The organism is Rhodovulum kholense (assembly GCF_003053725.1).
GTDB classification, from domain to species: Bacteria; Pseudomonadota; Alphaproteobacteria; order Rhodobacterales; family Rhodobacteraceae; genus Rhodovulum; species Rhodovulum kholense.
Map to the genome: position 1 here is coordinate 119947 of NZ_QAYC01000003.1, position 23725 is coordinate 143671.

Consider the following 23725-nt stretch of genomic DNA (forward strand, 5'->3'; position numbering starts at 1 on the left):
GAGATTGTACACCGGCGCATACTGCGCATGGGTCATCTGAAGACAGATAGGGCAGGATGAGACGTCTACGCAACCTCAAGATCGTGGCCACGCTGGGGCCGTCCTCGAACGACTACCCGACGATCCGGGCGCTGTTCGAGGCCGGGGCCGATGTGTTCCGGCTGAACATGAGCCATGGCAGCCACGAGGAAATCGCGCAGCGCCACGCGACGATCCGCCAGATCGAGGCGGATACCGGCCGCCCGATCGCGATCCTCGCCGACCTGCAGGGGCCCAAGCTGCGCTGCGGGCAGTTCGCCAACGGCGCGGCCGAACTGGAAGACGGGCAGATCTTTCGCTTCGATCTCGACCCGACCCCGGGCGAGGCGCATCGGGTGCAACTACCCCACAAGGAAATCTTCGACGCGCTGGAACCGGGCGCGACGCTTCTGGTCAATGACGGCAAGCTGCGGCTGCGGGTCAAGGAGCATGGCCCCGATTTTGCCGATTGCGAGGTGATCGTCGGCGGCACCATCTCGAACCGCAAGGGCGTGAACGTGCCCGATGTGGTGCTGCCGCTGGCGGCCTTGTCCGAAAAGGACCGCGACGACCTGCATTTCGCGCTGGATCTGGGCGTCGACTGGGTCGCGCTCAGCTTCGTTCAGCGACCTGAGGATGTGATCGAGGCGCGCGAGATCGTGGGCACGCGCGCCGCGATCCTGTCGAAGATCGAGAAGCCTGCGGCGGTGAAGGCCTTCGACGCGATCCTTGCGGTCTCGGACGGCATCATGGTCGCCCGCGGCGATCTGGGGGTCGAGTTGCCGGTGCAAAGCGTGCCGCCGATCCAGAAACGTCTGGTGCGCTCCTGCCGGGCGGCGGCCAAGCCGGTGATCGTGGCGACGCAGATGCTGGAATCGATGATCGAAAGCCCGATGCCGACCCGGGCCGAGGTGTCCGACGTGGCCTCGGCGATTTACGAGGGGGCGGACGCGGTCATGCTGTCGGCCGAATCCGCCGCCGGGCGCTATCCGGTCGAGGCGGTGACGATGATGGACAATGTCGCGGTCGAGGTCGAAAGCGACCCGACCTACCGCTCGGTGATCGAGGCCAGCCGCCAGGCCGAACGTTCGACCGTGGCCGACGGCATCGTGTCCGCCGCGCGCGAGATCGCCGAGACGACCGACATCAAGGCGATCTGCTGCTTTACCGAATCCGGGACGACCGCGCTCAAGACCTCGCGCGAACGGCCGCGCGTGCCGATCCTGGCGCTGACCCCGTTTCCGGCGACGGGGCGGCGGCTGTGCCTCAGCTGGGGCATCAACTGCTATTACAACGAGAAGGTCGAGCGGTTCAAAATGGCCGTGGTCAGCGCCGCCCGCGCGGCGCGGGCGGGCGGCTATGGCGAGGGCGAGGACAAGATCATCGTGATCGCCGGTCTGCCCTTCAACATCCCCGGATCGACCAACATCCTGCGCGTGGCGCCCTGCGAAGAGCGGCTGATCTTCAATCTGGAGCCCGAATAGGGCCGGTTCACCGGCGCGCGGAACACTTGGCCCCCGAAAACCGGCCCCGGGCGTGGTCCCGGGGCGCGGAGCTGTCCCAAGCCGGCAGGCGATCCGCCCCCTTTTTCGTGATCGGGATTGCCATCGGACCGATGGCGATTCCGGCGCTTTACGCAGCCGTGGCCGATGGCTGCGCGCCGCGGCCAGTCCGGTGATGATCGGCGGCGAGCCCCCTCGCGGCGACACGCCGGAGAGGGGGCCCGATGTGGTGGCCCGGGTCGTTCCTCGCGACAGGACCCGAGGCGATTTCTCCTTGCATGCAGGCCCCGGGCTTTCTATATGCTCGCCACTCACCTGGTGCGACCGGCCGTTGTGGCATGCCGAGTCGCGCCTTCACCGCCCGAAAGGAGACGGAAATGCCCAAGATGAAAACCAAGTCGAGCGCCAAGAAGCGCTTCAAGGTCACGGCCACCGGCCGGGTCAAGGCGGGTCAGGCCGGCAAACGCCACGGCATGATCAAGCGGACCACCAAGTTCATCCGCGACGCGCGCGGGACGACGATGCTCTCGGCTCCGGACGAGAAGCTCGCCAAGTCCTACATGCCCTATTCGCGCTAACGGAGGCCTGATCCATGTCCCGAGTCAAAGGCGGCACCACCACCCACGCCCGTCACAAGAAGGTCATCAAGGCTGCGAAAGGCTATTACGGCCGCCGCGGCAATGCCTTCCGCACCGCGACCCAGGCGGTCGACAAGGCCAACCAGTACGCGACCCGCGACCGCAAGCAGCGCAAGCGCAACTTCCGCGCGCTGTGGATCCAGCGGATCAACGCGGCCGTTCGCGCCCATGACGAATCGCTGACCTATTCGCGCTTCATCAACGCGCTGGCCGTTGCCGGGATCGAGGTCGACCGCAAGGTTCTGGCCGATCTGGCGGTGAACGAGCCCGAAGCCTTCGGTGCCATCGTCGAGAAGGCCAAGGCCGCGCTGGCCTGAGGCCGCGCGATCCGGGGTCCGAGACCTCCGGTCAGCCCAACAGGCCGCGCCTGATGCAGGCGGCGGTCTGGGGTCGGAAAAGACAGGAAGGCCGTGCAAGCTTGCTTGCGCGGCCTTTTGCTTGTGTTGGGGGCATGGGAGGGGCGGCCGGGTCGTCCTGACGCGCTCGTGGCGCGTGTCACCCGAATGGCAGGCTCCTCAGGGAAGGGGCGGGCGCCTGACGACGGATGCGATCTCGTGCCCTGACCGGCGCCGCATTCCCCCCACCGTCAGGACGTGGCTGGCGAGCGTGAGATGCCGCGGCCCCCGCCGCGCGAGGCGGACGAGAGACGACCACACGGCCTGTCCTGAAAAAGGGCTGGCCCCGGCGCCGAAACGCCGGTCCAGAGCGGTCCGGGCAAAGCACAAGGCCTCGGTCGACGGCAAAGTCGACCGAGGGGCCGTTTGCGCGGCGCGGGGCGCGTCAGCCTTGCAGGCTACGCACCCCGATTTCGCCTTCCTCGCGCGATTTCATCGCCAGAGCGGCGGCATGGCTGGCCGCGGCGGTGGTGAAATAGGGGATCCGGTCCATCAGCGCCACGTTGCGGATCGAGCGGCTGTCCTCGACCGCGCGGTTGCCCTCGGTGGTGTTCATCACCAGCTGCACCAGACCGTCCTTCATCACGTCGACGATGGTGCGCCCGCCCTCATAGGCCTTGTTCACCAGCGTGGTCTCGATCCCGCTCTCGGCCAGGAAACTGGCGGTGCCGCGCGTCGCGAGAATGCGGAAACCCAGCGCCTGCAGGATCTGGGCGGTTTCGACCAGTTCGGGCGTCTTGTCGGCATCCTTGATCGACAGGAACACCTGACCCTCGCGGGGCAGGTCCGACCCGGCGCCCATCTGCGCCTTGAGGAAGGCGCGCGGGAAGGACCGGTCCCAGCCCATGACCTCGCCGGTCGAGCGCATTTCCGGGCCCAGCAGCGTGTCGACGCCGGGGAAGCGGGCAAAGGGCATCACCGCCTCCTTGACCGAGAACCACGGCATGATCGGGTCGGCCAGCGACATCTGGTCGGCCAGCGGCAGCGGCGTGTCGGGGCTGGTCTCGGCGGGGTAGGGTGCGCGCATCGGGAAGGCCGACAGTTTCTCGCCCGCCATCAGCCGCGCCGCGATCGAGGCGATGGCGCTGTCGGTCGCCTTGGCCACGAAAGGCACGGTGCGGCTGGCGCGCGGGTTCACCTCGATCAGGTAGATCTCGCCGTCCTTGACCGCGAATTGCACGTTCATCAGCCCGACCACACCAAGCGCCAACGCCAGCGCCTCGGTCTGGCGCTTCAGCTCGGCCACGATGTCTTGTGGCAGGCGGTGCGGCGGCAGACAGCAGGCACTGTCGCCGGAATGGACGCCCGCTTCCTCGATATGTTCCATGATGCCCGCGACATGGACCTTTTCGCCATCGCAGAGCGCATCGACATCGACCTCGGTCGCGCCCGAGAGATAGCTGTCGAGCAGGACAGGGGACTTGCCCGACACCACCACGGCCTCGGCGATGTAACGTTCCAGCTGGGGCGTGTCGCGCACGATCTCCATGGCGCGGCCGCCCAGCACGTAGGAGGGCCGGATCACCAGCGGATAGCCGATCTCTCCGGCGGCTTCGAGGGCGGCCTTGGCGGAATGGGCGATGGCGTTTTTCGGTTGCTTGAGGCCGAGCCTATTCACCAGTGCCTGGAACCGCTCGCGGTCTTCAGCCAGGTCGATGGCGTCGGGCGTGGTCCCGAGGATCGGGATGCCCGCCTCTTCCAGCGCATTCGCAAGCTTCAGCGGCGTCTGCCCGCCGAATTGCACGATCACGCCATGCAGCGTGCCCGCCATCTTCTCGACCCGCAGGATCTCCATCACATGCTCGAAGGTCAGCGGCTCGAAATAAAGCCGGTCCGAGGTATCATAGTCGGTCGAGACCGTTTCCGGGTTGCAGTTGATCATGATGGTCTCATACCCGGCTTCGGTCAGCGCGAAGCAGGCATGGCAGCAGCAATAGTCGAACTCGATCCCCTGGCCGATCCGGTTCGGGCCGCCGCCGAGGATCACCACCTTCTTGCGGGCCGAGGGGCGGGCCTCGCATTCGGTCTCGCCCATCACCGGGGTTTCGTAGGTCGAATACATGTAGGGCGTCTGCGCCTCGAATTCGGCGGCGCAGGTGTCGATCCGCTTGAAGACCGCATGGACCCCCAGATTGTCGCGGGCGCGGCGCACCTGATCCTCGTCGCGGCCGCTGAGCCTGGCCAGACGCGCATCGGTGAAGCCCAGCATCTTGAGCTGGCGCAGGCCGGCTTCGGTGACCGGCAGGCCCTCCTTGCGGACCCGGGCCTCGGCATCGACGATCTCGCGGATGCGGGCGAGGAACCAGGGGTCGTAGCTTGTCGCGGCGTGGATGTCCTCGTCGCTGAGGCCGTGGCGCATCGCCTGGGCGACGATCCGCAGCCGCTCCGGGGTCTGCCGGGTCAGTGCGGCGACGATCTGGGCGCGGTCGGGGGCGCCGGGGATCTCGATCTCGTCAAATCCGGTCAGGCCGGTTTCGAGAGACGCCAGCGCCTTTTGCAGCGATTCGTGGATGGTACGGCCGATGGCCATGGCCTCGCCGACCGATTTCATCGCGGTGGTCAGTTCCGCTTTCGAGCCCGGGAATTTCTCGAAGGCAAAGCGCGGGATCTTGGTCACGACATAGTCGATGGTCGGCTCGAAGCTTGCGGGCGTGACCTTGGTGATGTCGTTGTCCAGTTCGTCCAGCGTGTAGCCCACGGCGAGTTTCGCCGCGATCTTGGCGATCGGGAAGCCGGTGGCCTTCGAGGCCAGCGCCGAGGACCGCGACACCCGCGGGTTCATCTCGATCACCACCATGCGGCCGTCTGCGGGGTTGATCGCCCATTGCACGTTCGACCCGCCGGTCTCGACCCCGATCTCGCGCAGGACGGCAATCGAGCCGTTGCGCATGATCTGGTATTCCTTGTCGGTCAGCGTCAGGGCAGGGGCCACGGTGATCGAGTCGCCGGTATGCACGCCCATCGGATCGACATTCTCGATGGCGCAGACGATGATCGCGTTGTCCGCCTTGTCGCGGACGACCTCCATCTCGAATTCCTTCCAGCCCAGCAGGCTTTCGTCGATCAGGATCTGGCTGACCGGCGAGGCGTCGAGCCCGCTTTTGCAGTAATACTCGAATTCCTGCCGGTTATAGGCGACGCCGCCGCCGGTGCCGCCCAGCGTGAAGGCGGGCCGGATGATCGCGGGCAGGCCCACATGTTCCAGCGCGGCCATGCATTCGTCCATGGTGTTGGCGATCACGGCCTTGGGGTTTTCCAGCCCGATCCGGTCCATCGCCTCGCGGAACAGCTTGCGGTCCTCGGCCATCTCGATGGCGGCGCGGTTGGCGCCGATCAGCTCGACCCCGTATTTGTGCAGCACGCCCATGTCGGCCAGCTTGAGCGAGGTGTTCAGCCCGGTCTGCCCGCCCATCGTCGGCAGCAGCGCGTCGGGGCGCTCCTTCTCGATGATCTTGGCGACGACCTCGGGGGTGATCGGCTCGATATAGGTGGCGTCGGCCAGACCCGGGTCGGTCATGATCGTGGCCGGGTTCGAGTTGACCAGGATGACCCGGTAGCCTTCCTCGCGCAGCGCCTTGCAGGCCTGGGCACCGGAATAATCGAACTCGCAGGCCTGCCCGATGATGATGGGACCTGCGCCGATGATCATGATGGACTTGATATCGGTTCTCTTCGGCATGTCCCGCCCTCAGTTTGCGCAAATTGCTGGGCGTTATAGCCAAGCGGCCTTGGGGCGCAAGGGCAGGAGAGGGGAAATTCGGCACGTGCCGGTCCTTGCGGGGCCGGACCGGGCGCGGGGGCGCGCCCGTAGAGCGCGGCGGGCGCAGGCAAATGGCGGAAAACCGGCTGCGGGCGGCAGTCTTGCCGGGCGTTGCGGAACCTCCGGGGCGTTACCGCATTTGTGAACGATCTGCCTGCATACTGCCGGAGGGCCGCCCCTGTGACGCCCGGGTCCTGCGCTATCTTTTGTGGCCGGGATCGCGGGCGGGGCGGCTGTCGGCTGCGGCCCGGCGCGCAAGGGGCCGACCGCGATCTTGCGAAAGGAGACAGGAATGGCCTGGACACTCGATCTTTCCCTTGAAACCCGCGTCCCCAGCCGGGGCCGTCTCTGGGGGGAATTCGTGGTGTTCTATCTGTTGACGCCGCTCGGGATGGCGCTGCTGATGCCGCCGCAGGCGCTGTTTCCGGTGCTGCTGAGCCTGACCGCCATGGGGCTCTTGCTGTTGCAGGTCACCGAAGGCTTCCGCTGGTCCGATCTGATCCGCGGACTCGGTCGGATCGACCCCTGGCTGGTGCTGGGCTTTTCGGCGGTCACGACCCTGATCGTCGGTCCCTTGACGATGCTGGTGGTCCCGCAGGAGGCGCTGGCGCTGGTGCGGACCAACCCGGCGCTTCTGGGCTCGATTCTGCTATTCTATCCGCCGCTTTCGGCGCTGCCGCAGGAAATCGTCTTCCGGGCGCTCTTCTTCCGCCGCTACGGACCGATCCTGCCGGACCTCAGGCACGCGATCGTGCTGAATGCCGCGGTCTTCTCGCTTGCCCATCTGATGTACTGGAGCGTGGTGGTCTCGGCCCTGACCTTTCTGGGCGGAATCGTCTTCGCCTGGGCCCATGAGGCGCGCCGGAATTTTCCGCTGGCGGTGGTGCTGCATGCGGTGGCGGGCTGGATCCTGTTCATCGGCGGGCTTGGCATCCTTTTCTATTCCGGAAATGTGGTGCGCCCGTTTTAGACCGGACCCGGAAAGACGCGTGGCGGCGATTTGACTTGTGTCAAGTCAGCTTGACAGGGGATGTGTCATGTTCCCCCGCGAAACACGGGGAGTCGATCCATGCGCATTGTCTTTATTCATCCCAACTACAAGTCCGGCGGCGCCGAGATCGCAGGCAACTGGCCTCCGGCCTGGGTCGCGTATCTGACCGGGTCGCTGCGGACTGCGGGATATGACGACATCACGTTCATCGACGCGATGACCAACAACATCTCGGAAGACGACATCCGCAAGCAGCTGAAGGCGCTGAAGCCCGACGTGGTGGCGTCGACCTCGATCACGCCCTCGATCTACGCGGCCGAGCGGCTGCTTGAGATCGCCAAGGAAGAGGTCCCCGACGCGATCCGTGTCCTCGGCGGCATCCACGCGACCTTCATGTTCAAGCAGGTGCTGTCGGAGGCGCCCTGGATCGACGCCATCGTGCGCGGCGAGGGCGAAGAGATCGTGGTCGAGCTGATGAACGCGATCCGGGACGGCAAATGGCCCGAGAACCGGCGCGAGATCAAGGGCCTGGCCTTCCTTGACGGCGACGAGATCGTGGCGACGGCCGCCGCGCCCACCATCAAGGATGTCGATTCGATCAAGCCCGACTGGACCATCCTCGAGTGGGAGAAATACATCTACATCCCGCTGAACTGCCGGGTCGCGATCCCGAACATGGCGCGGGGCTGCCCGTTCACCTGTTCGTTCTGCTCGCAATGGAAGTTCTGGCGCGATTACCGCATCCGCGATCCCAAGAAGGTCGTCGACGAGATCGAGGATCTGGTCGTGAACCACAAGGTGGGCTTCTTCATCCTCGCCGACGAGGAACCCACCATCAACCGCAAGAAGTTCATCGCCTTCTGTCAGGAGCTGATCGACCGCGGCCTGCCCGACAAGGTCAAATGGGGCATCAACACCCGCGTGACCGACATCCTGCGCGACGAAGAACTGCTGCCCTTCTACCGCAAGGCGGGGCTCGTCCATATCTCGCTCGGGACCGAGGCGGCCGCACAGCTGAAGCTCGACCAGTTCAACAAGGAAACCCGGGTCGAGGACAACAAGCGCGCGATCCAGCTTCTGCGCGAGGCCGACATCCTGACCGAGGCCCAGTTCATCGTCGGCATGGACAACGAGACCGAGGAAACCCTGGAAGAGACCTTCCAGCTCTGCTGGGACTGGCAGCCTGACCTCGCCAACTGGGCGATGTACACGCCCTGGCCCTTCACGCCGCTCTTCCAGGAGCTGCACAACAAGGTCGAGGTCTTCGATTACAGCCGCTACAACTTCGTGAACCCGATCATGAAGCCCGAGGCGATGGACCGTGCCCAGCTTCTGGACCGGGTGATGCACAACTACCGCCGGTTCTACATGCGCAAGGCGCTGTTCCACTACCCGTGGCGCGGCAACGGCTTCCGCCGCCGGTATCTGCTGGGCTGCCTCAAGGCGTTCCTCAAGGCGGGCGTGGGCCGGTCCTTCTATGACCTTGGCAAGAACAACTACTGGGGTCCGCAATCGAAGGACAAGGTGCATTTCGACTTCGACATGTCCCGCAAACCTGCCGCCGCGCAGATCGAGGACTGGGAATCTAACGCCGACCGCGCGGCCCAGGCCGCGGCCCGGCGCAAGTCCAAGGACACGAGCTTCAAGATGCCCGCCGACGATCCCTCGCAGGTGAAGGCCTGCGGCGGCGGCGATCAGCAGATGGAAGAAGTCTGAGATGAAGGACGACCTGTCCGGCCGTCCCGGCCGGATCGGACCGAATGCCGTGCTCCAGCTTCTGCCTGTGCTGGAGGCGGCGGGCGGGGGCGCGCTGCGCGACGAGATGCTCGGGGCGGCGGGGCTGTCGGCCCCTCCGTCCGATGCCGGGCTGATGGATGAGGGCCCGGCGGGGGCCATGCACCGCGCGCTGCGCCAGCGTCTGCCCGGCCGCGCGCCCGAGTTGCTGCGCGAGGCCGGGGCGCGGACCGGGGACTATATCCTGGCCCATCGCATTCCGCCGATGGCACAGCGGGTGCTGAAGCTGCTGCCGCCCGCGCTGGCCGCGCCCGTTCTGGCCAAAGCCATCGCCAAGCACAGCTGGACCTTCGCGGGGTCGGGGGCCTTCCGGGTCGTGTCGACCCGGCCGCTGGTCTTCGAGCTGACCGACAACCCGCTGATCCGGGGCGAGACCGCGCCGCACCCGATCTGCGTCTGGCATGAGGCGGTGTTCGACCGGCTGTTCCAGACCCTCGTCGACCGGCGCCTGCGCACCCGCGAGTTGACCTGTTCGGCCAGCGGCGGCGCCGTCTGCCGGTTCGAGATCGCACGCCCCTAGATCGGGCCTGTCACACGGAAAACCGCCCGGCCATCCGGCCGGGCGCTTTGCGCTTTCACGGGGACCGCGCCGCGCGGCGGCGCGGCGTGAGGCGGACGTCGAGGCCCGGGGGCTGGCCAGAGGGCTTCGGGGCGGACAAAGCGGCGACTGCGGGGCGGCGGTGTCTCGGCTCCCCTTGACTTCGGGAGCCATCGGGGGTGTATCGGCCCGAACCGAGACACGAGCCCCGAGGACCGTCCGATGCACGCCTATCGCAGCCATACCTGCGCCGACCTGAACAAGTCCCATGTGGGCGAGACCGTGCGCCTGTCGGGCTGGGTCCATCGGGTGCGAGATCACGGCGGCATCCTGTTCATCGACCTGCGCGACCATTATGGCATCACCCAGGTTCTGGCCGATCCCGACAGCCCGGCTTTCGCCGATGTCGAGAAGGTGCGGTCCGAATGGTGCATTCGCATCGACGGGGTGGTGAAGGCGCGCGACGAAAGCCTTGTGAACGCCAAGATCCCGACCGGCGAGGTCGAGGTCTTCGTGCGCGAACTGGAGGTTCTGGGCCAGGCCGAGGAACTGCCGCTGATGGTGTTCGGGGACCAAGACTACCCCGAGGAAACCCGGCTGCGCTATCGCTATCTCGACCTGCGCCGCGAGAGCATGCAGGCGAACATGACGCTGCGCTCGGACGTGGTGGCCTCGATCCGGCGGCGGATGTGGGACAAGGGCTTCCGCGAATTCCAGACGCCGATCATCACCGCGTCCAGCCCCGAGGGCGCGCGCGACTTCCTGGTGCCCTCGCGGCTGCATCCGGGCAAGTTCTACGCGCTGCCGCAGGCGCCGCAGATCTTCAAGCAGCTGATCATGGTCTCGGGCTTCGACCGCTATTTCCAGATCGCGCCCTGCTTCCGGGACGAGGACCCACGCGCCGACCGCTCGCCCACGGACTTCTATCAGCTCGACCTGGAAATGAGCTTCGTTCAGCAGCAGGACGTGTTCGACACCGTCCAGCCGGTGATCGCAGGCATCTTCGAGGAGTTCGGCGGCGGCCGGAAGGTCGATACCGACTGGCCGCAGATTTCCTATGCCGATGCGGCGCTCTGGTACGGCACCGACAAGCCCGACCTGCGCAACCCGATCAGGATGCAGGACGTCAGCGAACATTTCCGCGGCTCGGGCTTCGCGATCTTCGCGAAACTGCTGGAACAGGACGGCACCGAGATCCGCGCAATCCCCGCGCCCACCGGCGGCAGCCGCAAGTTCTGCGACCGGATGAACGCTTTCGCCCAGAAGGAAGGGCTGCCCGGGATGGGCTACATCTTCTGGCGCGAGACCGATGGCCAGACCGAGGCCGCGGGCCCGCTGGCCAAGAATATCGGCCCCGAGCGGACCGAGGCGATCCGCCAGCAGCTGGGCCTTGGCGTAGGCGACGCCGCCTTCTTCCTCGGCGGCAAGCCCTCGGCCTTCCAGACCGTCGCGGGCAAGGCGCGCACCGTCATTGGCGAGGAACTGGGCCTGACCGACAAGGACCGGTTCGCCTTCTGCTGGATCGTCGATTTCCCGATGTACGAGCAGGATGCCGAAACCGGCGCCATCGACTTCGAGCATAACCCCTTCTCGATGCCGCAAGGCGGGCTCGAGGCGCTGGAGGGCGACCCGCTCAAGGTGCGGGGCTATCAGTACGACCTGGCCTGCAACGGCTATGAACTGGTGTCGGGCGCGATCCGGAACCACCGGCTGGACATCATGTTCAAGGCCTTCGCGCTGGCGGGCTATGCCGAGGACGAGGTGCGCAAGCGCTTCCCGAGCCTTGTCAACGCCTTCCGCTACGGCCCGCCGCCCCACGGCGGCTGCGCGGCCGGGATCGACCGGATCGTGATGCTGCTGGCGGACGAGCTGAACATCCGCGAGGTCATCATGTTCCCGATGAACCAGCGCGCCGAGGACCTGATGATGGGAGCGCCGTCCGAGCCCAGCAACGACCAGCTTCGCGACCTCTCTCTGCGTGTGATCCCGCAGGAGTGAGGCCCCTCGGGGCCGATCGAAAAGGCCCTGGCGTTTCTGCCGGGGCCTTTTCTTTTTCGTGAGTGGTGCGTTCAGACTTGGGTCCGGCCGTCAGGGGGGATCAGAGCGGCCAGAGAGTGCCGATGACGGCCACGGTGAAGGACGTGGCGCCGCCCCAGAAGATGGTCTGGTCGATCAGCGTCTTGAGACGTGCGATCATCATGCTTCATCCTAGGTCGTCAATCGTTACCAATTCGATAACGGGTGAATGGGGCGGGACTCGGGCCGGGCTGTCCCGAAGCCGGGGCGGTTTCCGGGCTTTTGCCCGCGCGGGGCCCGGGCTAGACCGGAGGCAAGCGCAAAGGATCCTGCCATGACCCAGAACCTGCCCCTCGGCGCACCGCTTGCCCGCTGGACGCCGCCGCCCCGGCCCGCCCATGACAGCCTTTCGGGACGCTATTGCCGGCTCGAGCCGCTCTCGCGCGACCATGCCGCCGAGCTGCACGCCGCCAATCAGGCCGATGCCTCGATCTGGACCTATCTGCCTTACGGCCCCTTCCCGGACGAAGCCGCGCTGGCCGACTGGATCGCGCGGGCCGCCTCGGGCCCGGACCCGCTGTTCTTCGCGGTGCGCGAGGTGGTGTCGGGCCGGGCGCTGGGCGTGCTCAGTTATCTGAGGATCGCGCCCGAGGCCGGGTCGATCGAGATCGGCCATGTGAATTTCTCGGCCCCGCTGCAACGGCGCCCCGCCGCGACCGAGGCGGTCACGCTGCTGATCGGCCATGCCTTCGCGCTGGGCTACCGGCGGCTCGAATGGAAATGCAATGCGCTGAACCGGGCCTCGCGGCGGGCAGCGGAACGCTACGGGCTGAGCTACGAGGGCGTCTTCCGGCAGGCGACGGTGGTCAAGGGGCGGAACCGCGACACCGCCTGGTTCGCCGCCATCGACACGGAATGGCCGACGCTGAAAGCCGCCTACGAAACCTGGCTCGACCCCGCCAATTTCGACGCCGACGGGCAGCAGCGCGTGCGGCTGTCCGACCTGACGCGGCCGATCCTGGCCGCCCGCGACCCCGAAGCCGTCTGAGGCCCACAGGCCGTAAGGCCGGGCATCGGGCGGGCCGCCGCGGTTTGACCGGGGCGGCGCCGCTGCAACACCTTTCGGTCTATCCCGCGGGCGTGAAATTTCTGCTTGCTCGAAAATTTAAAGCAATTCTATCCTGAATTGCATAACAGATAAAAAATCGAGCAGGACGTGAAATGACCCAGGTCGCAGAAATTGCGCCCGTGCCTTTTGCATGGACGCGCGGACTGGTCAGCGCGCGCGCAAGTGCCTTGCTGGCCGATCTGTTTCCCAGGGCGCACGACGCCCGGGTGGGCGAGTGCATCGGTATCGTCAAGCGGTTCATCTCTTTCGGGCGACGCTCGCTCACCGGGCATCCGGCCGAGGCGCTGGTTGTCATGGGCGAGGACGGGCGCCCGGTCTGCCTTGCGGGCCGGTATCTCGAGGCCGAGGCGCGTCAGGATCTGTTCCGGCTGGAGGAAATCCTGTCGGCACCAGGACTTCTGGCCTATGGCGCGCTGACGCCCCATGCCGGCAGCCTGCGCCACGCCGCCGCCCCGCCCCGGGCGCTGGAGCTTATTCTGGGGGCCAATGTCCACATGTTGCGCACGCTCGACTGGCAGGCCGACATCGCGGCCCGGCGCCACGCGGGCGAGCCCATCTCGCGGGCCTTGTCGTCCAATCTGCGGCTTCTGTCGGAACATCCCGGGTCGCATGACGCGGTCGAGGATATGCGGGACACGCTGCACGCCCAGGCGACGCTGATGCTGGGGCTTCTCAGTTTCGACGAGCCGGTGCTGCCCGCCCTGTCCGCGATCGCGGCCTGACGGCCCGCCCGGGCGTTCAGGTTGCGCGTCAGCGGCCGGTGATCTCGACCCGGCCCGAAACCCGCGCGCCCTTGCTCGAGGTCAGGCTTTCGGCCGTCAGGTCGGCCTGAACCCGTGCCGTGGCCGACAGCGCCAGGTCGGTGCAGGTGACCCGGCCCGAGATTTCGCCGCTGATGGTGACGGTCTCGGCCGAGAGCGAGCCCGTGACCTGTCCGGTCGCGCTGATCTCGATCGCCTTGGCCGCGATGTTGCCCTTGACCCGGCCATTGACGATCACGGCGCTGTCCTTGGCGACGAGATCGCCCTCGATCGTCAGGTCTTCCGAGATGATTGCCTGGGCCATGTGTGCCGCTCCACGTTGGGTCTTCTGTGCGCCCCCTCAATGGGGCGGGTTCGAGCCGGCCACAAGGGGGCTCCTGGCCCCGGGGCGCCTTATCCCGCCAGCGTTGCCCGGTTGCGACGGCACCATGGGCGAAGACCCGCCGGGGTGCTGCGCGCGCGGATCAGGCGGGCCGTTGCGCGGCGAAGCTGTCGCAGATGGCGCCTGCGGTGGTGATCCAGATGCGGTCGCGATGCCCGGCGATATGCGCCAGCGCTCCGCGCAACGCCCTCAGCCGGTGGGGCTGGCCCATGATATAAGGGTGCAGCGCGATCCCCATCACCAGCGACTGGTGCGCCGACTGCTCCAGCATCTCGTCGAAATTGTCGACGATCATCCGGGCGAAGGTTTCGGCGCTGTCCTTGCGGCCGACAATGGCGGGAATGTCGTTCAGTTCCTGCGGATAGGGCACCGCCAGCAGCGGCCCATGGGCGGTGCGCATCCAGACCGGCTGATCGTCCATGCACCAGTTCAACGTATAGGCATAGCCCGCTTCGGCCAGCAGGTCCGGCGTGACCGGGCTTTCGGAAATCCAGGGGCTGAGCCAGCCCCGCGGCGCCTTGCCCTCCGCGCGGGCGAGCGTCTCTGTCGCCTCGCGGATCATCGCCCGCTCGGCGGCCTCGTCCATGGTGCCCTGCCGTTCGCTGTTGCTGCGCCCATGGCCCGCGATCTCGTCGCCCCGGGCGCGATGGGCGGCCATCAATTCGGGCGCGTGGTCGCACATCGCCGAATTGGCCAGCACCGTCGCGGGCAACGCAAGCGCGTCTAGCATCTCGATCAGCCGCCAGGCGCCCACCCGGTTGCCATAGTCGCGCCAGGCATAATTCAGGATGTCGGGCTGCGGCCCGCCGGGCGCCAGCTCTGCCCCGAGCCCCTCGCCAAAGGCGAAATGTTCGAGGTTCACGCCCAGATAAACTGCAAGCCGCTTGCCCCCGGGCCAGGTGAAATCGGGCCGGTCGGTGATCGGGCTGTAGTCGTAGCGGCCGTGGGCCTTCAGGCTCACAGCGGCGCCTCGGCCAGTCCCGCGCGGTCCAGCAGGATCTCGGCGCTGTCGTTCCAGACGTCGGTCGAGACGATCTTGCCGTCCCGGACGGTGAAGATGTCGATATAGCGGTTGCCGTCGAAGGGGGCGCCGTCGGGCCATTCGCCATAGAGATGGCCGGTATTGTAGACCCGGACCTCGCCGGTTTCGGGATCGGTGACGGCATCGGTCCGAAGGAACCGTTTCTTGACCCATCCGTAGCGCTTGCCGTTGAAGCCCGCGCTGTCGGCCGGCCCGCCGAATTTTCGCCCGCCGGTGAAGGTCATCCGGAAATCCTCGGCCAGAAAGGCGGCGGCGCCTTCGGGATCGGGGATCATCGAGCGTTCGAGATAGGCCTCGACGATACGCTTGGCCTCGGCGGCGGTGTCGGTCATGGGAGCCTCGCTATATGGGCGCGCGGGGTGGCGCCTCGGCGTGCCTACGCCCGCGGCATGGGGTTGGGCAAGCGCCTGAGGCGGCTGTTGTCCTCTTCGCCGGTCTGGAAAGGGGGGACGTCAGGCGCTGGTCGAGAGAACGTTGACAGATTGGGCGCCGCTCAGACGGTCCCGACCGAACGGGGCGAGAGCAAAGGGGCGAACGGGCGCCCGTATGAGCGAAAGGCGTAAACGCCGAAGAGGCAAACCTGGGATTCACCCGCCGGATTGGGGCGCACGCTCCGGATCACCCTCCGCCGCGCGGACGCGATGCTCGGGGGGTGATCCGTCGAGGGACGCCCGCAGGATCGGGCGCCCCGGGCGCAAATTCAGGCTTACCGCGCGAACTTCTTGTACTTCACCCGCTTCGGCTCGACCGAGTCCGGACCCAGACGGCGGATCTTGTCTTCCTCGTAGGCCTCGAAGTTGCCCTCGAACCATTCCACATGGGCCTCGCCCTCGAAGGCCAGGATGTGGGTGCAGAGGCGGTCGAGGAAGAAGCGGTCGTGGCTGATGATGACCGCGCAGCCCGCGAAATCTTCCAGCGCGGCTTCCAGCGCCTGCAGGGTCTCGACGTCCAGATCGTTGGTCGGTTCGTCCAGAAGCAGCACGTTGCCGCCCGATTTCAGCAGCTTGGCCATGTGGACGCGGTTGCGCTCGCCGCCCGACAGCAGCCCCACCTTCTTCTGCTGATCGCCGCCCTTGAAGTTGAAGGACGAACAATAGGCGCGGCTGTTCACCTCGGCATCGCCCAGAACGACGATGTCGAGCCCGTCCGAGATCTCTTCCCAGACCGTCTTGTTGGGGTCGAGCGCGTCGCGGGACTGGTCGACATAGCTCAGCTTGACGGTGTCGCCGAAGGTGATGGCGCCCGCATCGGGCGTTTCCTGCCCCGTCAGCATGCGGAACAGCGTTGATTTCCCGGCGCCGTTCGGGCCGATCACGCCGACGATGCCGCCCGGGGGCAGGGCGAGGCTGAGATCCTCGATCAGCAGCCGGTCGCCATAGCCCTTCTTCAGCCCCTCGATCTCGATCACCTTGCCGCCCAGACGGGGCCCGTTCGGAATGATGATCTGCGCGCGGCCCAGCTTTTCGCGTTCGGACTGGCCGGCCAGTTCCTCATAGGCCTGGATCCGGGCCTTGGATTTCGCCTGCCGCGCCTTCTGGCCGGCGCGGATCCAGTCCAGTTCGCGTTCCAGCTGTTTCTGCTTGGCCTTGTCCTCGCGCGCTTCCTGTTCCAGCCGCTTGGCCTTCTGTTCCAGCCAGCTCGAATAGTTGCCCTCGTAGGGAATGCCCCGGCCGCGGTCGAGTTCGAGGATCCAGCCGGTGATGTCGTCGAGGAAATAGCGGTCGTGGGTGACGATCAGGATCGTGCCCTTGTACTCGATCAGGTGCTGTTGCAGCCAGGCGATGGTCTCGGCGTCGAGGTGGTTGGTGGGTTCGTCCAGCAGCAGCATGTCGGGCGCTTCCAGCAGCAGCTTGCACAGCGCCACCCGGCGCTTTTCGCCGCCCGAAAGGGTTTCGACCGGCGCATCGTCGGGCGGGCAGCGCAGGGCCTCCATCGCGACGTCGATCTGGCTGTCGAGATCCCAGAGGTTTTCCGCGTCGATCTGGTCCTGCAGGGTCGTCATCTCTTCCATCAGCTCGTCCGAGTAATCCTCGGCGACCTGCATGGCGATCTCGTTGAACCGGTCGATCTTGGCCTTCTTCCCGGCCACGCCCAGCATGACGTTCTCGCGCACGGTCAGCGCGGGGTCGAGTTCGGGTTCCTGCGGCAGATAGCCGACGCGGGCGCCCTTGGCCGCCCAGGCCTCGCCGGAAAAGTCCTTGTCCCAGCCCGCCATGATCCGCAGAAGCGTCGATTTGCCGGCGCCGTTGACGCCCACGACCCCGATCTTGACCCCGGGCAGGAAGTTCAGGCGGATGTTCTCAAAGCACTTCTTGCCGCCCGGATAGGTCTTGGACACGCCGTCCATGTGGTAGACATATTGGTAGGAAGCCATCGCGAACGCCTCGTGCAGAAGGGGAAAGAGTTGTGTCTGCACATAGCGATTCCGCTGGACAAGGGCAATGACGGGCAGGTTAACGTGCGGCCCTGTGTCGAATGAGGCGGTGGGACGGGCGAATGCGGGCGGGGCTTCCGACGGCGCGGGCCGGGATGCGGATCGGGCTTCTGGGCGGGTCTTTCGATCCGGCCCATGAGGGGCATGCGCATATCACGCGCATTGCCCTGAAACGGTTCCGGCTGGACCGGGTCTGGTGGCTGGTCTCGCCGGGCAATCCGCTGAAGTCCGAAGGCCCGGCCCCGATGGCGCGGCGGATCGCGGCGGCACGGGCGGTGATGGATCACCCGCGGGTCGAGATCACCGATCTGGAGGCCCGGATCGGCACCCGCTACACGGCCGAGACGCTGGAGCGGCTGATGGCGCTTTATCCCAGGGTGCGGTTCGTCTGGCTGATGGGGGCCGACAATCTGATCGACTTTCACCGCTGGGACCGCTGGCGCTGGATCCTCGACAACGTGCCGGTGGGTGTGCTGGCGCGCCCGGGGCAGGGGGTGGCGGCGCGCCGGTCGCGCGCCGCGATCACCCATGCCCGTTATCGGCTGTCGGCCGATCGTGCGCCTTGCTTGGCAGACCGGCAGCCCCCGGCCTGGTGCTATCTGAACATGCCGATGGTCGATCTGTCGTCCTCCGAGATCCGGGCGCGCGGCGACTGGCGCGGCTAGGCATGGAGGTTGTGGCGATTAACCCTTTCCCACCTTGCCCGAACCGGGCCGGTCTGGTTCACTCCCGCGCATGACGACGCCCCTCTCACAGCTTTCGCGACGGCTCTTTCTGGCCGGTCTCATGGCGGGTCCCGCCGCTTCGGCGCTGGGCGCGCCGCTCGACCGTTCGCCGGTGCCGCGGCCGCGTCCCGAATTGCGCGGCCGGGTGGCCGATGCGGCGCAGCTGATCGAGGCGGCGGGGCTTTCGGGCAAGTTCGCCTTCGCCCTTGTCGATGTCGGGACAGGCACGCTGCTGGAGGCGCACAAGCCGCTTCTGGGCCTGCCCCCGGCCTCGGTCGCGAAATCGGTCACGGCGCTTTATGCGCTGGATGCGCTCGGGTCCGAGTTTCGCTTTACCACGCGGCTGATCGCGACGGGGCCGGTGACCGGCGGGCGGCTCGAGGGCGATCTGGTGCTGGCAGGCGGCGGCGATCCGACGCTCGATACCGACCTGCTGGGCGATCTGGCCGCCCAGTTGAAGGCCGCCGGGGTGACCGAAGTGCGGGGGCGGTTCCTCTACCATGCGGGGGCGCTGCCGGGGTTGCCCGCGATCGATCCGGGCCAGCCGCCGCAGGTCGGCTACAACCCGGCGATTTCGGGGCTGAACCTCAACTTCAACCGGGTCCATTTCGAATGGCACCGCGCGGCGGGCGGTTATGCGGTGACAATGGATGCCCGCGCCCGGCGCTATGCGCCCCAGGTCGGTGTGGCGCGCATTCATGTCGTCGACCGGGCGACGCCGGTCTACACCTATGCCTCGAACGGGGGCATCGACGAATGGACCGTGGCCCAGGGCGCGCTTGGGGCAGAGGGCGCGCGCTGGCTGCCGGTGCGCCGCCCGGCGCTTTACTGTGCCGAGGTGTTCCAGACGCTGGCGCGCTCACATGGCATCGTGCTCGACACACCGCAGGAGGTGGCCGGAGCGCCCGCCGGCACCCAGCTGGGCCGAATCGACAGCGCGCCTCTGGCCGAGATCCTGCGCGAGATGCTGAAATACTCGACCAATGTCACCGCCGAGGCGGTGGGGCTGGCCTCGACCATCGCGCGCGGTGCCCGCCCGCAAAGCCTGGCCGAGTCCGGGCAGGCGATGACCGAGTGGATGCAGACCCGGATGGGCGCGCACAAGGCGCGGTTTGTCGATCATTCGGGGCTGGGCGATGCCTCGCGGCTGTCGCCGATGGAACTGGTCCGCACGCTGGCCATCGCCGCGCCCGAAGGGCGGCTGCGGCCGCTTCTGAAGGACATTCCGATCCGCGACGACGCGGGACGGCCGCAGACCGGGCATCCGGTCGAGGTGTCGGCCAAGACCGGCACGCTGAATTTCGTCTCGGCGCTGGCGGGCTATATCGGGGCGCCCGGCGGGCGGCAGATGGCTTTCGCGATGTTCTCGGCCGACGAGGAACGCCGCGCGCGGCTCGGCCCCGAAGAGATGGAACGCCCGCCAGGCGGCAAGGCCTGGATTTCGCGCTCGCGCGCGCTGCAGCAGGATTTCCTGAGGCGCTGGGCGGACCTGTACGCCTGACCGGCCGTCTCAGACGCCGTCGGGCCGGACCACCAGCAGCCCCGCGATGAACCCCGCCTGATTGTGAAAGGCGTCGATCTCGACCATTTCGGCCTCGGTGCAGCCCAAGAGCAGCTTCAGTTCGGCATCGCGCTTGCTGAGATCCATCGAGGCCAGAACGCCGGTCACCCTAGGCTCGGGCAGGCTGCCGCGCCACAGGTCCACCCCGTCGCCGTCGATGGCGCGGGTCCCGTCGAGATAGCCATAGTCCAGCGGATAGACGAGTTCGGGAAAGCGCGGATGGGCCGAGCCCTTGGGCCGGTCCACCACGATTTCCGCGGCGGCGACGAAGCGGTCGGCGAAGGGCCAGAACCGCGCGGGCAGATCGACGGGAACGCTGACGGGGATCACCGGCTAAAGCACCATATGGCGCGCCCGCGCCGCCCGCTCGATGGCCGCGCCCGCCAGCCGGTCGATGTTCAGCTCGTAGCGGATCTCTTCCAGAAGCCGCAATTCGGTCTCGCCCAGCCGCCCGTCGGCCGCGGCCACGTCGCAGGCCAGCACATAGGCGGTTTCGTGCAGCTTCTCGGGCAGCGCCTCGTTGACCAGCCCGAACAGCGCGTCGAGCCCGTCATATTCGCTGAACAGGTCGAACACCGTCTGGGCGACGATGCGGATGCGATCCTGGTCGTAATCGGCAAAGATCGGCAGGTGATTCACCATCCGCTCGATGGTCACCAGTTCGGCGGTGCGGATGGTCTCGTCCGAGGCGGAAACCGCCACCATGATCGCGACCAGCGCGTCCTGGGCGGAAAGGGGCGTTTCGGGTTCGCTCATGGGGGTCTCCGTCGGGTCGTGTTGCGGCGCAGAATATTGACGAGGCGCAAGGGGGGCAATAGGAGTCGGGGCCTTGCCGGGCATGGGGTCCGGCCAGCGAAGCGCCGGGCCCGGGGCCCGTCCAGCGAAGAGAGTGCGAAACGATGTCCAACCTCCGCGACGCCGCGATGAGTTCCAAGGCCTGGCCCTTCGAAGAGGCCCGGAAGCTGCTCAAGCGCGCCGAAAAGGGGGCCGCGGACAAGGGCTATATCCTGTTCGAGACCGGCTACGGTCCCTCGGGCCTGCCCCATATCGGCACCTTCGGCGAGGTTCTGCGCACGACGATGATCCGCCGCGCCTTCGAGGCGATCTCGGACATCCCGACCCGGCTGATCTGTTTCTCGGACGACATGGACGGCATGCGCAAGGTGCCGGGCAACGTGCCGAACCAGGAGATGCTGCGCGAACATCTGCAGCGGCCGCTGACCTCGGTGCCCGATCCGTTCGAGGAATACGAAAGCTTCGGCCATCACAACAACGCGATGCTGCGGCGGTTCCTCGACACCTTCGGCTTCGAATACGAATTCTACTCGGCGACCGAATTCTACCGCTCGGGCCGGTTCGACGACACGCTGAAGCTGGCGACCGAACGCTATGACGACCTGATGGCGGTGATGCTGAAATCGCTGCGCGAGGAACGTCAGCAGACCTATTCGATCTTCCTGCCGATCCACCCCGAGACCGGGCGCGTGCTGTACGTGCCGATGAAGCAGGTCGATGCGGTCAACCACACCATCACCTTCGACGACGAGGACGGCCGCGAATGGACGCTGCCGGTGACGGGCGGCAAGGTCAAGCTGCAGTGGAAGCCCGATTTCGGCGCGCGCTGGGCCGCGCTGGGCGTCGATTTCGAGATGTATGGCAAGGACCATTCGACCAACACGCCGATCTATGACCGGATCTGCGAAATCCTCGGCGGCAGGAAGCCCGAGCATTTCACCTACGAACTGTTCCTCGACGAAAGCGGCGAGAAGATCTCGAAATCGAAGGGCAACGGGCTGACCATCGACGAATGGCTGACCTATGCCGCGACCGAGAGCCTGTCCTATTTCATGTACCAGAAGCCCAAGACCGCCAAGCGGCTGTGGTGGGACGTGATCCCGAAGGCGGTGGACGAATATCATCAGCAGCTGCGCGCCTTCCCGGGGCAGGAGCTGAAGGCCCAGATCGACAACCCGGTCTGGCACATCCATGGCGGCACCCCGCCCGAAAGCCGGATGGTTGTGCCCTTCGCAATGCTCCTGAACCTCGCCTCGGTGGCAGGGGCGACCGACAAGGACGGGCTGTGGGGGTTCATCAAGCGCTATGCGCCCGAGGCCTCGCCCGAAACCCATCCCGATCTCGATCAGGCGGCGGCCTTCGCGGTGCGCTATTTCCACGATTTCGTGGCCCCGCAGCGCCAGTTCCGCGAGCCCGTCGCGACCGAACGCGCGGCGATGGAGGATCTGGTCGCCCGGCTCAAGGTCTGGGACGGCGGGCTCGACGCCGAAGAGCTGCAAAGCCTCGTCTTCGCGGTCGGCAAGGATCACGGGTTCGAGCCGCTGCGCGACTGGTTCAAGGCGCTTTACGAGGTGCTGCTGGGCGCGAGCCAGGGGCCGCGCTTTGGCGGGTTCATCGCGCTTTACGGCGTCGATGAAACCGTGCGGCTGATCGAGGACGCGCTGGCCCGGGGCTGAGCCGCCCGGGCCGCCCGGCTGCCGGGACGCTTAGTCCCGGTGCCAGGACTTCCACCAGCGTTTCCAGCTTCGTCCCAGATCCTTGGCCGGGCTGGCGAAAAGCCGCGCGCCGAGGGTCTGAGCGGCCTCGGCCAGATCGGCCTGCCGCGCCGCGATCCGCGCGCGCAGGGCGTCGCGGGTCTCGGTCCCGCCCGGCAGGTCGGGGGTCGCTGCAAGATGGGTGTCCAGCACCGCCAGATCGTGATGATCGCCCAGAAGTTCGGACAGTTCCGCGACCTTCTTCGCCCGGCGCCCCAGCGGCGCGCGTTCGATCGGCCGCAGAAGCCGGGTGTGATACCAGTGATATTTCACCCGCTTGCGCCAGTCGTGGATCACCGCGACCTCGGGCGCCTCGGCGGCGGCGGCGCGTCCCTTGCGCGCGCGGTCGAAGGTGCGCTGCAGCCCGCGCCGCATCGGCCGGAACCCGTCACCGTAAAGCGCCCAGCTTCGCGCCCGTTCACGCAGCGCCAGCATGTCCAGCCGGAACGCCGCCAGATCCTCCTCGACATGGGCCTTGGCGGCGGCGCGGTCGCGGGCCGCGACCAGATGCGCGCGCACCGGCTCGAACCCGTCCAGCCGACCTCCGGCGGCCAGCTTGTCGAAGGTCTCGACCATGCCCTCGCGGTCGCGCAACCCCGACAGGCGCCGCGCCGCGTCGCGGATCGCGCCGTTCTCGCGGGCATAGGCCGGGAAGGCGGGGCGCACGAGGCGGATCAGCCCGCGCAGCTTCTTGGCGCGCTTGCGCAGGCCGTGGACCTTTTCATGCAGCTCGATCCCCGGGTCGTCGAGTTCGGTGAGGGCGGCGTCGATTTCCTCGATCGCGATCCGGCGCAGGGCCGCTTCGGTGCTCTTGTCCGAGCGTTTCAGGCGATAGGTCATGCTGGGAAAGTCGCGTCCTTGAACTCGTATGATTCCGGAATCCGATCCGATGCCTAGAACCGGGATGTTAGTCCTTTGTGACAGGAGAGGAAGATGCGCCCGCGGCGCAGCGTCCCTGCGCCCGACGCGCGGCTGCGGTCAGGCGTCGCGGAGCCGCGAAAATGAGCGTCAGGCGCCCAGATCTTCGGCCGTCAGGCGGAAGGCCTGGCCGAATCCGCCGTTCAGATGGCCCGAATGGGGCACCAGCCGGACGAAATGGAAATCGGCGAAATCCGCGTAAAGCTGCGCCTTGGGCTGATGGTCGAGGTAATGGTCGCGCAGCGCGATGCGGTCGGCGGGCCGGGTCGCGAAGACCGCGCGGGCCTGCAGGGTCAGCCGGGGATGCGTCAGCGGGTCGCCCTTGGGGCCGGGCTCGCCCACCAGAAGCGAACAGTCGGGCAGGGCGCGCAGCGCCGCCGTATGCGGTGCGAGATCCGAGATCAGCGTCACCGGCAAACCGTCCGGCCCCGGCGCCAGCGCGATCCGGGTGACGAAGGGGGCGCCCTCGCGCAGGACCGCCAGCGCGCCGTACCGCGCCTCGGCGATCAGCTTGCGGGCCAGCGCGCGGGCGTCATCGTCGGCCGGGCGGAACGGGTCCTTGGCGCTCATCG

General features: G+C 67.1%; 21 protein-coding genes. 12 read left to right on the plus strand and 9 right to left on the minus strand.

Features of this window, described 5'->3' with window-relative positions; all coding sequences use genetic code 11:
* The first annotated feature begins 56 nt into the window (after window positions 1-56).
* From pyk to rplT, 3 genes are all read left to right on the plus strand, one after another.
* Window positions 57-1502, plus strand: a complete 1446-nt coding sequence (gene pyk, locus C8N38_RS05280) for a pyruvate kinase (RefSeq protein WP_108024662.1) — start codon at window positions 57-59, stop codon at window positions 1500-1502.
* A 395-nt stretch (window positions 1503-1897) separates the two neighbouring features.
* Window positions 1898-2098: a 50S ribosomal protein L35 gene (gene rpmI, locus C8N38_RS05285; RefSeq protein ID WP_075785022.1), complete on the plus strand. Its 201-nt coding sequence runs from the start codon at window positions 1898-1900 to the stop codon at window positions 2096-2098.
* A 14-nt stretch (window positions 2099-2112) separates the two neighbouring features.
* Complete coding sequence (gene rplT, locus C8N38_RS05290) at window positions 2113-2475, plus strand: 50S ribosomal protein L20 (protein WP_042460507.1); 363 nt, start codon at window positions 2113-2115, stop codon at window positions 2473-2475.
* A gap of 463 nt (window positions 2476-2938) precedes the next feature.
* On the opposite strand, the gene carB is transcribed toward rplT, so the two are convergent.
* On the minus strand, window positions 2939-6232 hold the full coding sequence (gene carB, locus C8N38_RS05295; RefSeq protein WP_108024664.1) for a carbamoyl-phosphate synthase large subunit: 3294 nt from the start codon (window positions 6230-6232) through the stop codon (window positions 2939-2941).
* A 373-nt stretch (window positions 6233-6605) separates the two neighbouring features.
* On the opposite strand from carB, the gene C8N38_RS05300 reads away from it, so the two are divergent.
* The 6 genes from C8N38_RS05300 (at window position 6606) to C8N38_RS05325 (ending at window position 13503) form a co-directional block, all read left to right on the plus strand.
* Window positions 6606-7283, plus strand: a complete 678-nt coding sequence (locus C8N38_RS05300) for a CPBP family intramembrane glutamic endopeptidase (protein WP_108024666.1) — start codon at window positions 6606-6608, stop codon at window positions 7281-7283.
* A 99-nt stretch (window positions 7284-7382) separates the two neighbouring features.
* Window positions 7383-9020 (plus strand): magnesium-protoporphyrin IX monomethyl ester anaerobic oxidative cyclase, encoded by a 1638-nt coding sequence (bchE, locus tag C8N38_RS05305; RefSeq protein WP_108024668.1) that lies wholly within the window; start codon window positions 7383-7385, stop codon window positions 9018-9020.
* Between the two features lies 1 nt (window position 9021).
* On the plus strand, window positions 9022-9618 hold the full coding sequence (bchJ, locus tag C8N38_RS05310; RefSeq protein ID WP_108024670.1) for a bacteriochlorophyll 4-vinyl reductase: 597 nt from the start codon (window positions 9022-9024) through the stop codon (window positions 9616-9618).
* Window positions 9619-9858: 240 nt separating this feature from the next.
* A complete protein-coding gene (gene aspS, locus C8N38_RS05315; protein WP_108024672.1) occupies window positions 9859-11634 on the plus strand; it encodes an aspartate--tRNA ligase in 1776 nt (591 codons plus the stop codon).
* Window positions 11635-11986: 352 nt separating this feature from the next.
* On the plus strand, window positions 11987-12700 hold the full coding sequence (locus C8N38_RS05320; protein WP_108024674.1) for a GNAT family N-acetyltransferase: 714 nt from the start codon (window positions 11987-11989) through the stop codon (window positions 12698-12700).
* 173 nt (window positions 12701-12873) lie between these two features.
* The gene (locus tag C8N38_RS05325) at window positions 12874-13503 is read left to right on the plus strand and encodes a hypothetical protein (protein WP_108024676.1); all 630 of its coding nucleotides are present in this window, start codon (window positions 12874-12876) and stop codon (window positions 13501-13503) included.
* Between the two features lie 28 nt (window positions 13504-13531).
* Here the strand turns inward: C8N38_RS05325 and C8N38_RS05330 are convergent, their stop codons facing one another.
* The 4 genes from C8N38_RS05330 to ettA form a co-directional block, all read right to left on the minus strand.
* Window positions 13532-13846, minus strand: a complete 315-nt coding sequence (locus C8N38_RS05330; RefSeq protein ID WP_075785030.1) for a bactofilin family protein — start codon at window positions 13844-13846, stop codon at window positions 13532-13534.
* A gap of 160 nt (window positions 13847-14006) precedes the next feature.
* Entirely contained in the window at window positions 14007-14885 is an 879-nt protein-coding gene (locus C8N38_RS05335) for a polysaccharide deacetylase family protein (RefSeq protein ID WP_108024678.1), read from the minus strand.
* The gene (locus tag C8N38_RS05340; protein WP_108024680.1) at window positions 14882-15298 is read right to left on the minus strand and encodes a nuclear transport factor 2 family protein; all 417 of its coding nucleotides are present in this window, start codon (window positions 15296-15298) and stop codon (window positions 14882-14884) included. Before C8N38_RS05340 ends, C8N38_RS05335 begins: the two co-directional genes overlap by 4 nt.
* A 374-nt stretch (window positions 15299-15672) precedes the next feature.
* Window positions 15673-17340 carry an energy-dependent translational throttle protein EttA gene (ettA, locus tag C8N38_RS05345; protein WP_108025072.1) on the minus strand — a complete coding sequence of 556 codons (1668 nt, stop codon included), beginning with the start codon at window positions 17338-17340 and terminating at the stop codon, window positions 15673-15675.
* Between the two features lie 122 nt (window positions 17341-17462).
* On the opposite strand from ettA, the gene C8N38_RS05350 reads away from it, so the two are divergent.
* On the plus strand, window positions 17463-18065 hold the full coding sequence (locus C8N38_RS05350) for a nicotinate-nucleotide adenylyltransferase (RefSeq protein WP_108024682.1): 603 nt from the start codon (window positions 17463-17465) through the stop codon (window positions 18063-18065).
* A gap of 121 nt (window positions 18066-18186) precedes the next feature.
* On the plus strand, window positions 18187-19626 hold the full coding sequence (gene dacB / locus C8N38_RS05355) for a D-alanyl-D-alanine carboxypeptidase/D-alanyl-D-alanine endopeptidase (RefSeq protein ID WP_245895525.1): 1440 nt from the start codon (window positions 18187-18189) through the stop codon (window positions 19624-19626).
* A 9-nt stretch (window positions 19627-19635) separates the two neighbouring features.
* On the opposite strand, the gene C8N38_RS05360 is transcribed toward dacB, so the two are convergent.
* Complete coding sequence (locus tag C8N38_RS05360; RefSeq protein ID WP_215731086.1) at window positions 19636-20016, minus strand: hypothetical protein; 381 nt, start codon at window positions 20014-20016, stop codon at window positions 19636-19638.
* Window positions 20017-20019: 3 nt separating this feature from the next.
* Window positions 20020-20442 carry a tellurite resistance TerB family protein gene (locus tag C8N38_RS05365; protein WP_108024686.1) on the minus strand — a complete coding sequence of 141 codons (423 nt, stop codon included), beginning with the start codon at window positions 20440-20442 and terminating at the stop codon, window positions 20020-20022.
* 143 nt (window positions 20443-20585) lie between these two features.
* Between C8N38_RS05365 and C8N38_RS05370 the strand changes: the two genes are divergently transcribed.
* A complete protein-coding gene (locus C8N38_RS05370; protein ID WP_108024688.1) occupies window positions 20586-22157 on the plus strand; it encodes a lysine--tRNA ligase in 1572 nt (523 codons plus the stop codon).
* Window positions 22158-22187: 30 nt separating this feature from the next.
* Here the strand turns inward: C8N38_RS05370 and C8N38_RS05375 are convergent, their stop codons facing one another.
* A complete protein-coding gene (locus tag C8N38_RS05375) occupies window positions 22188-23075 on the minus strand; it encodes a CHAD domain-containing protein (RefSeq protein WP_108024690.1) in 888 nt (295 codons plus the stop codon).
* 168 nt (window positions 23076-23243) lie between these two features.
* Window positions 23244-23723 (minus strand): HugZ family pyridoxamine 5'-phosphate oxidase, encoded by a 480-nt coding sequence (locus C8N38_RS05380; RefSeq protein ID WP_108024691.1) that lies wholly within the window; start codon window positions 23721-23723, stop codon window positions 23244-23246.
* Between the last annotated feature and the right edge of the window lie 2 nt (window positions 23724-23725).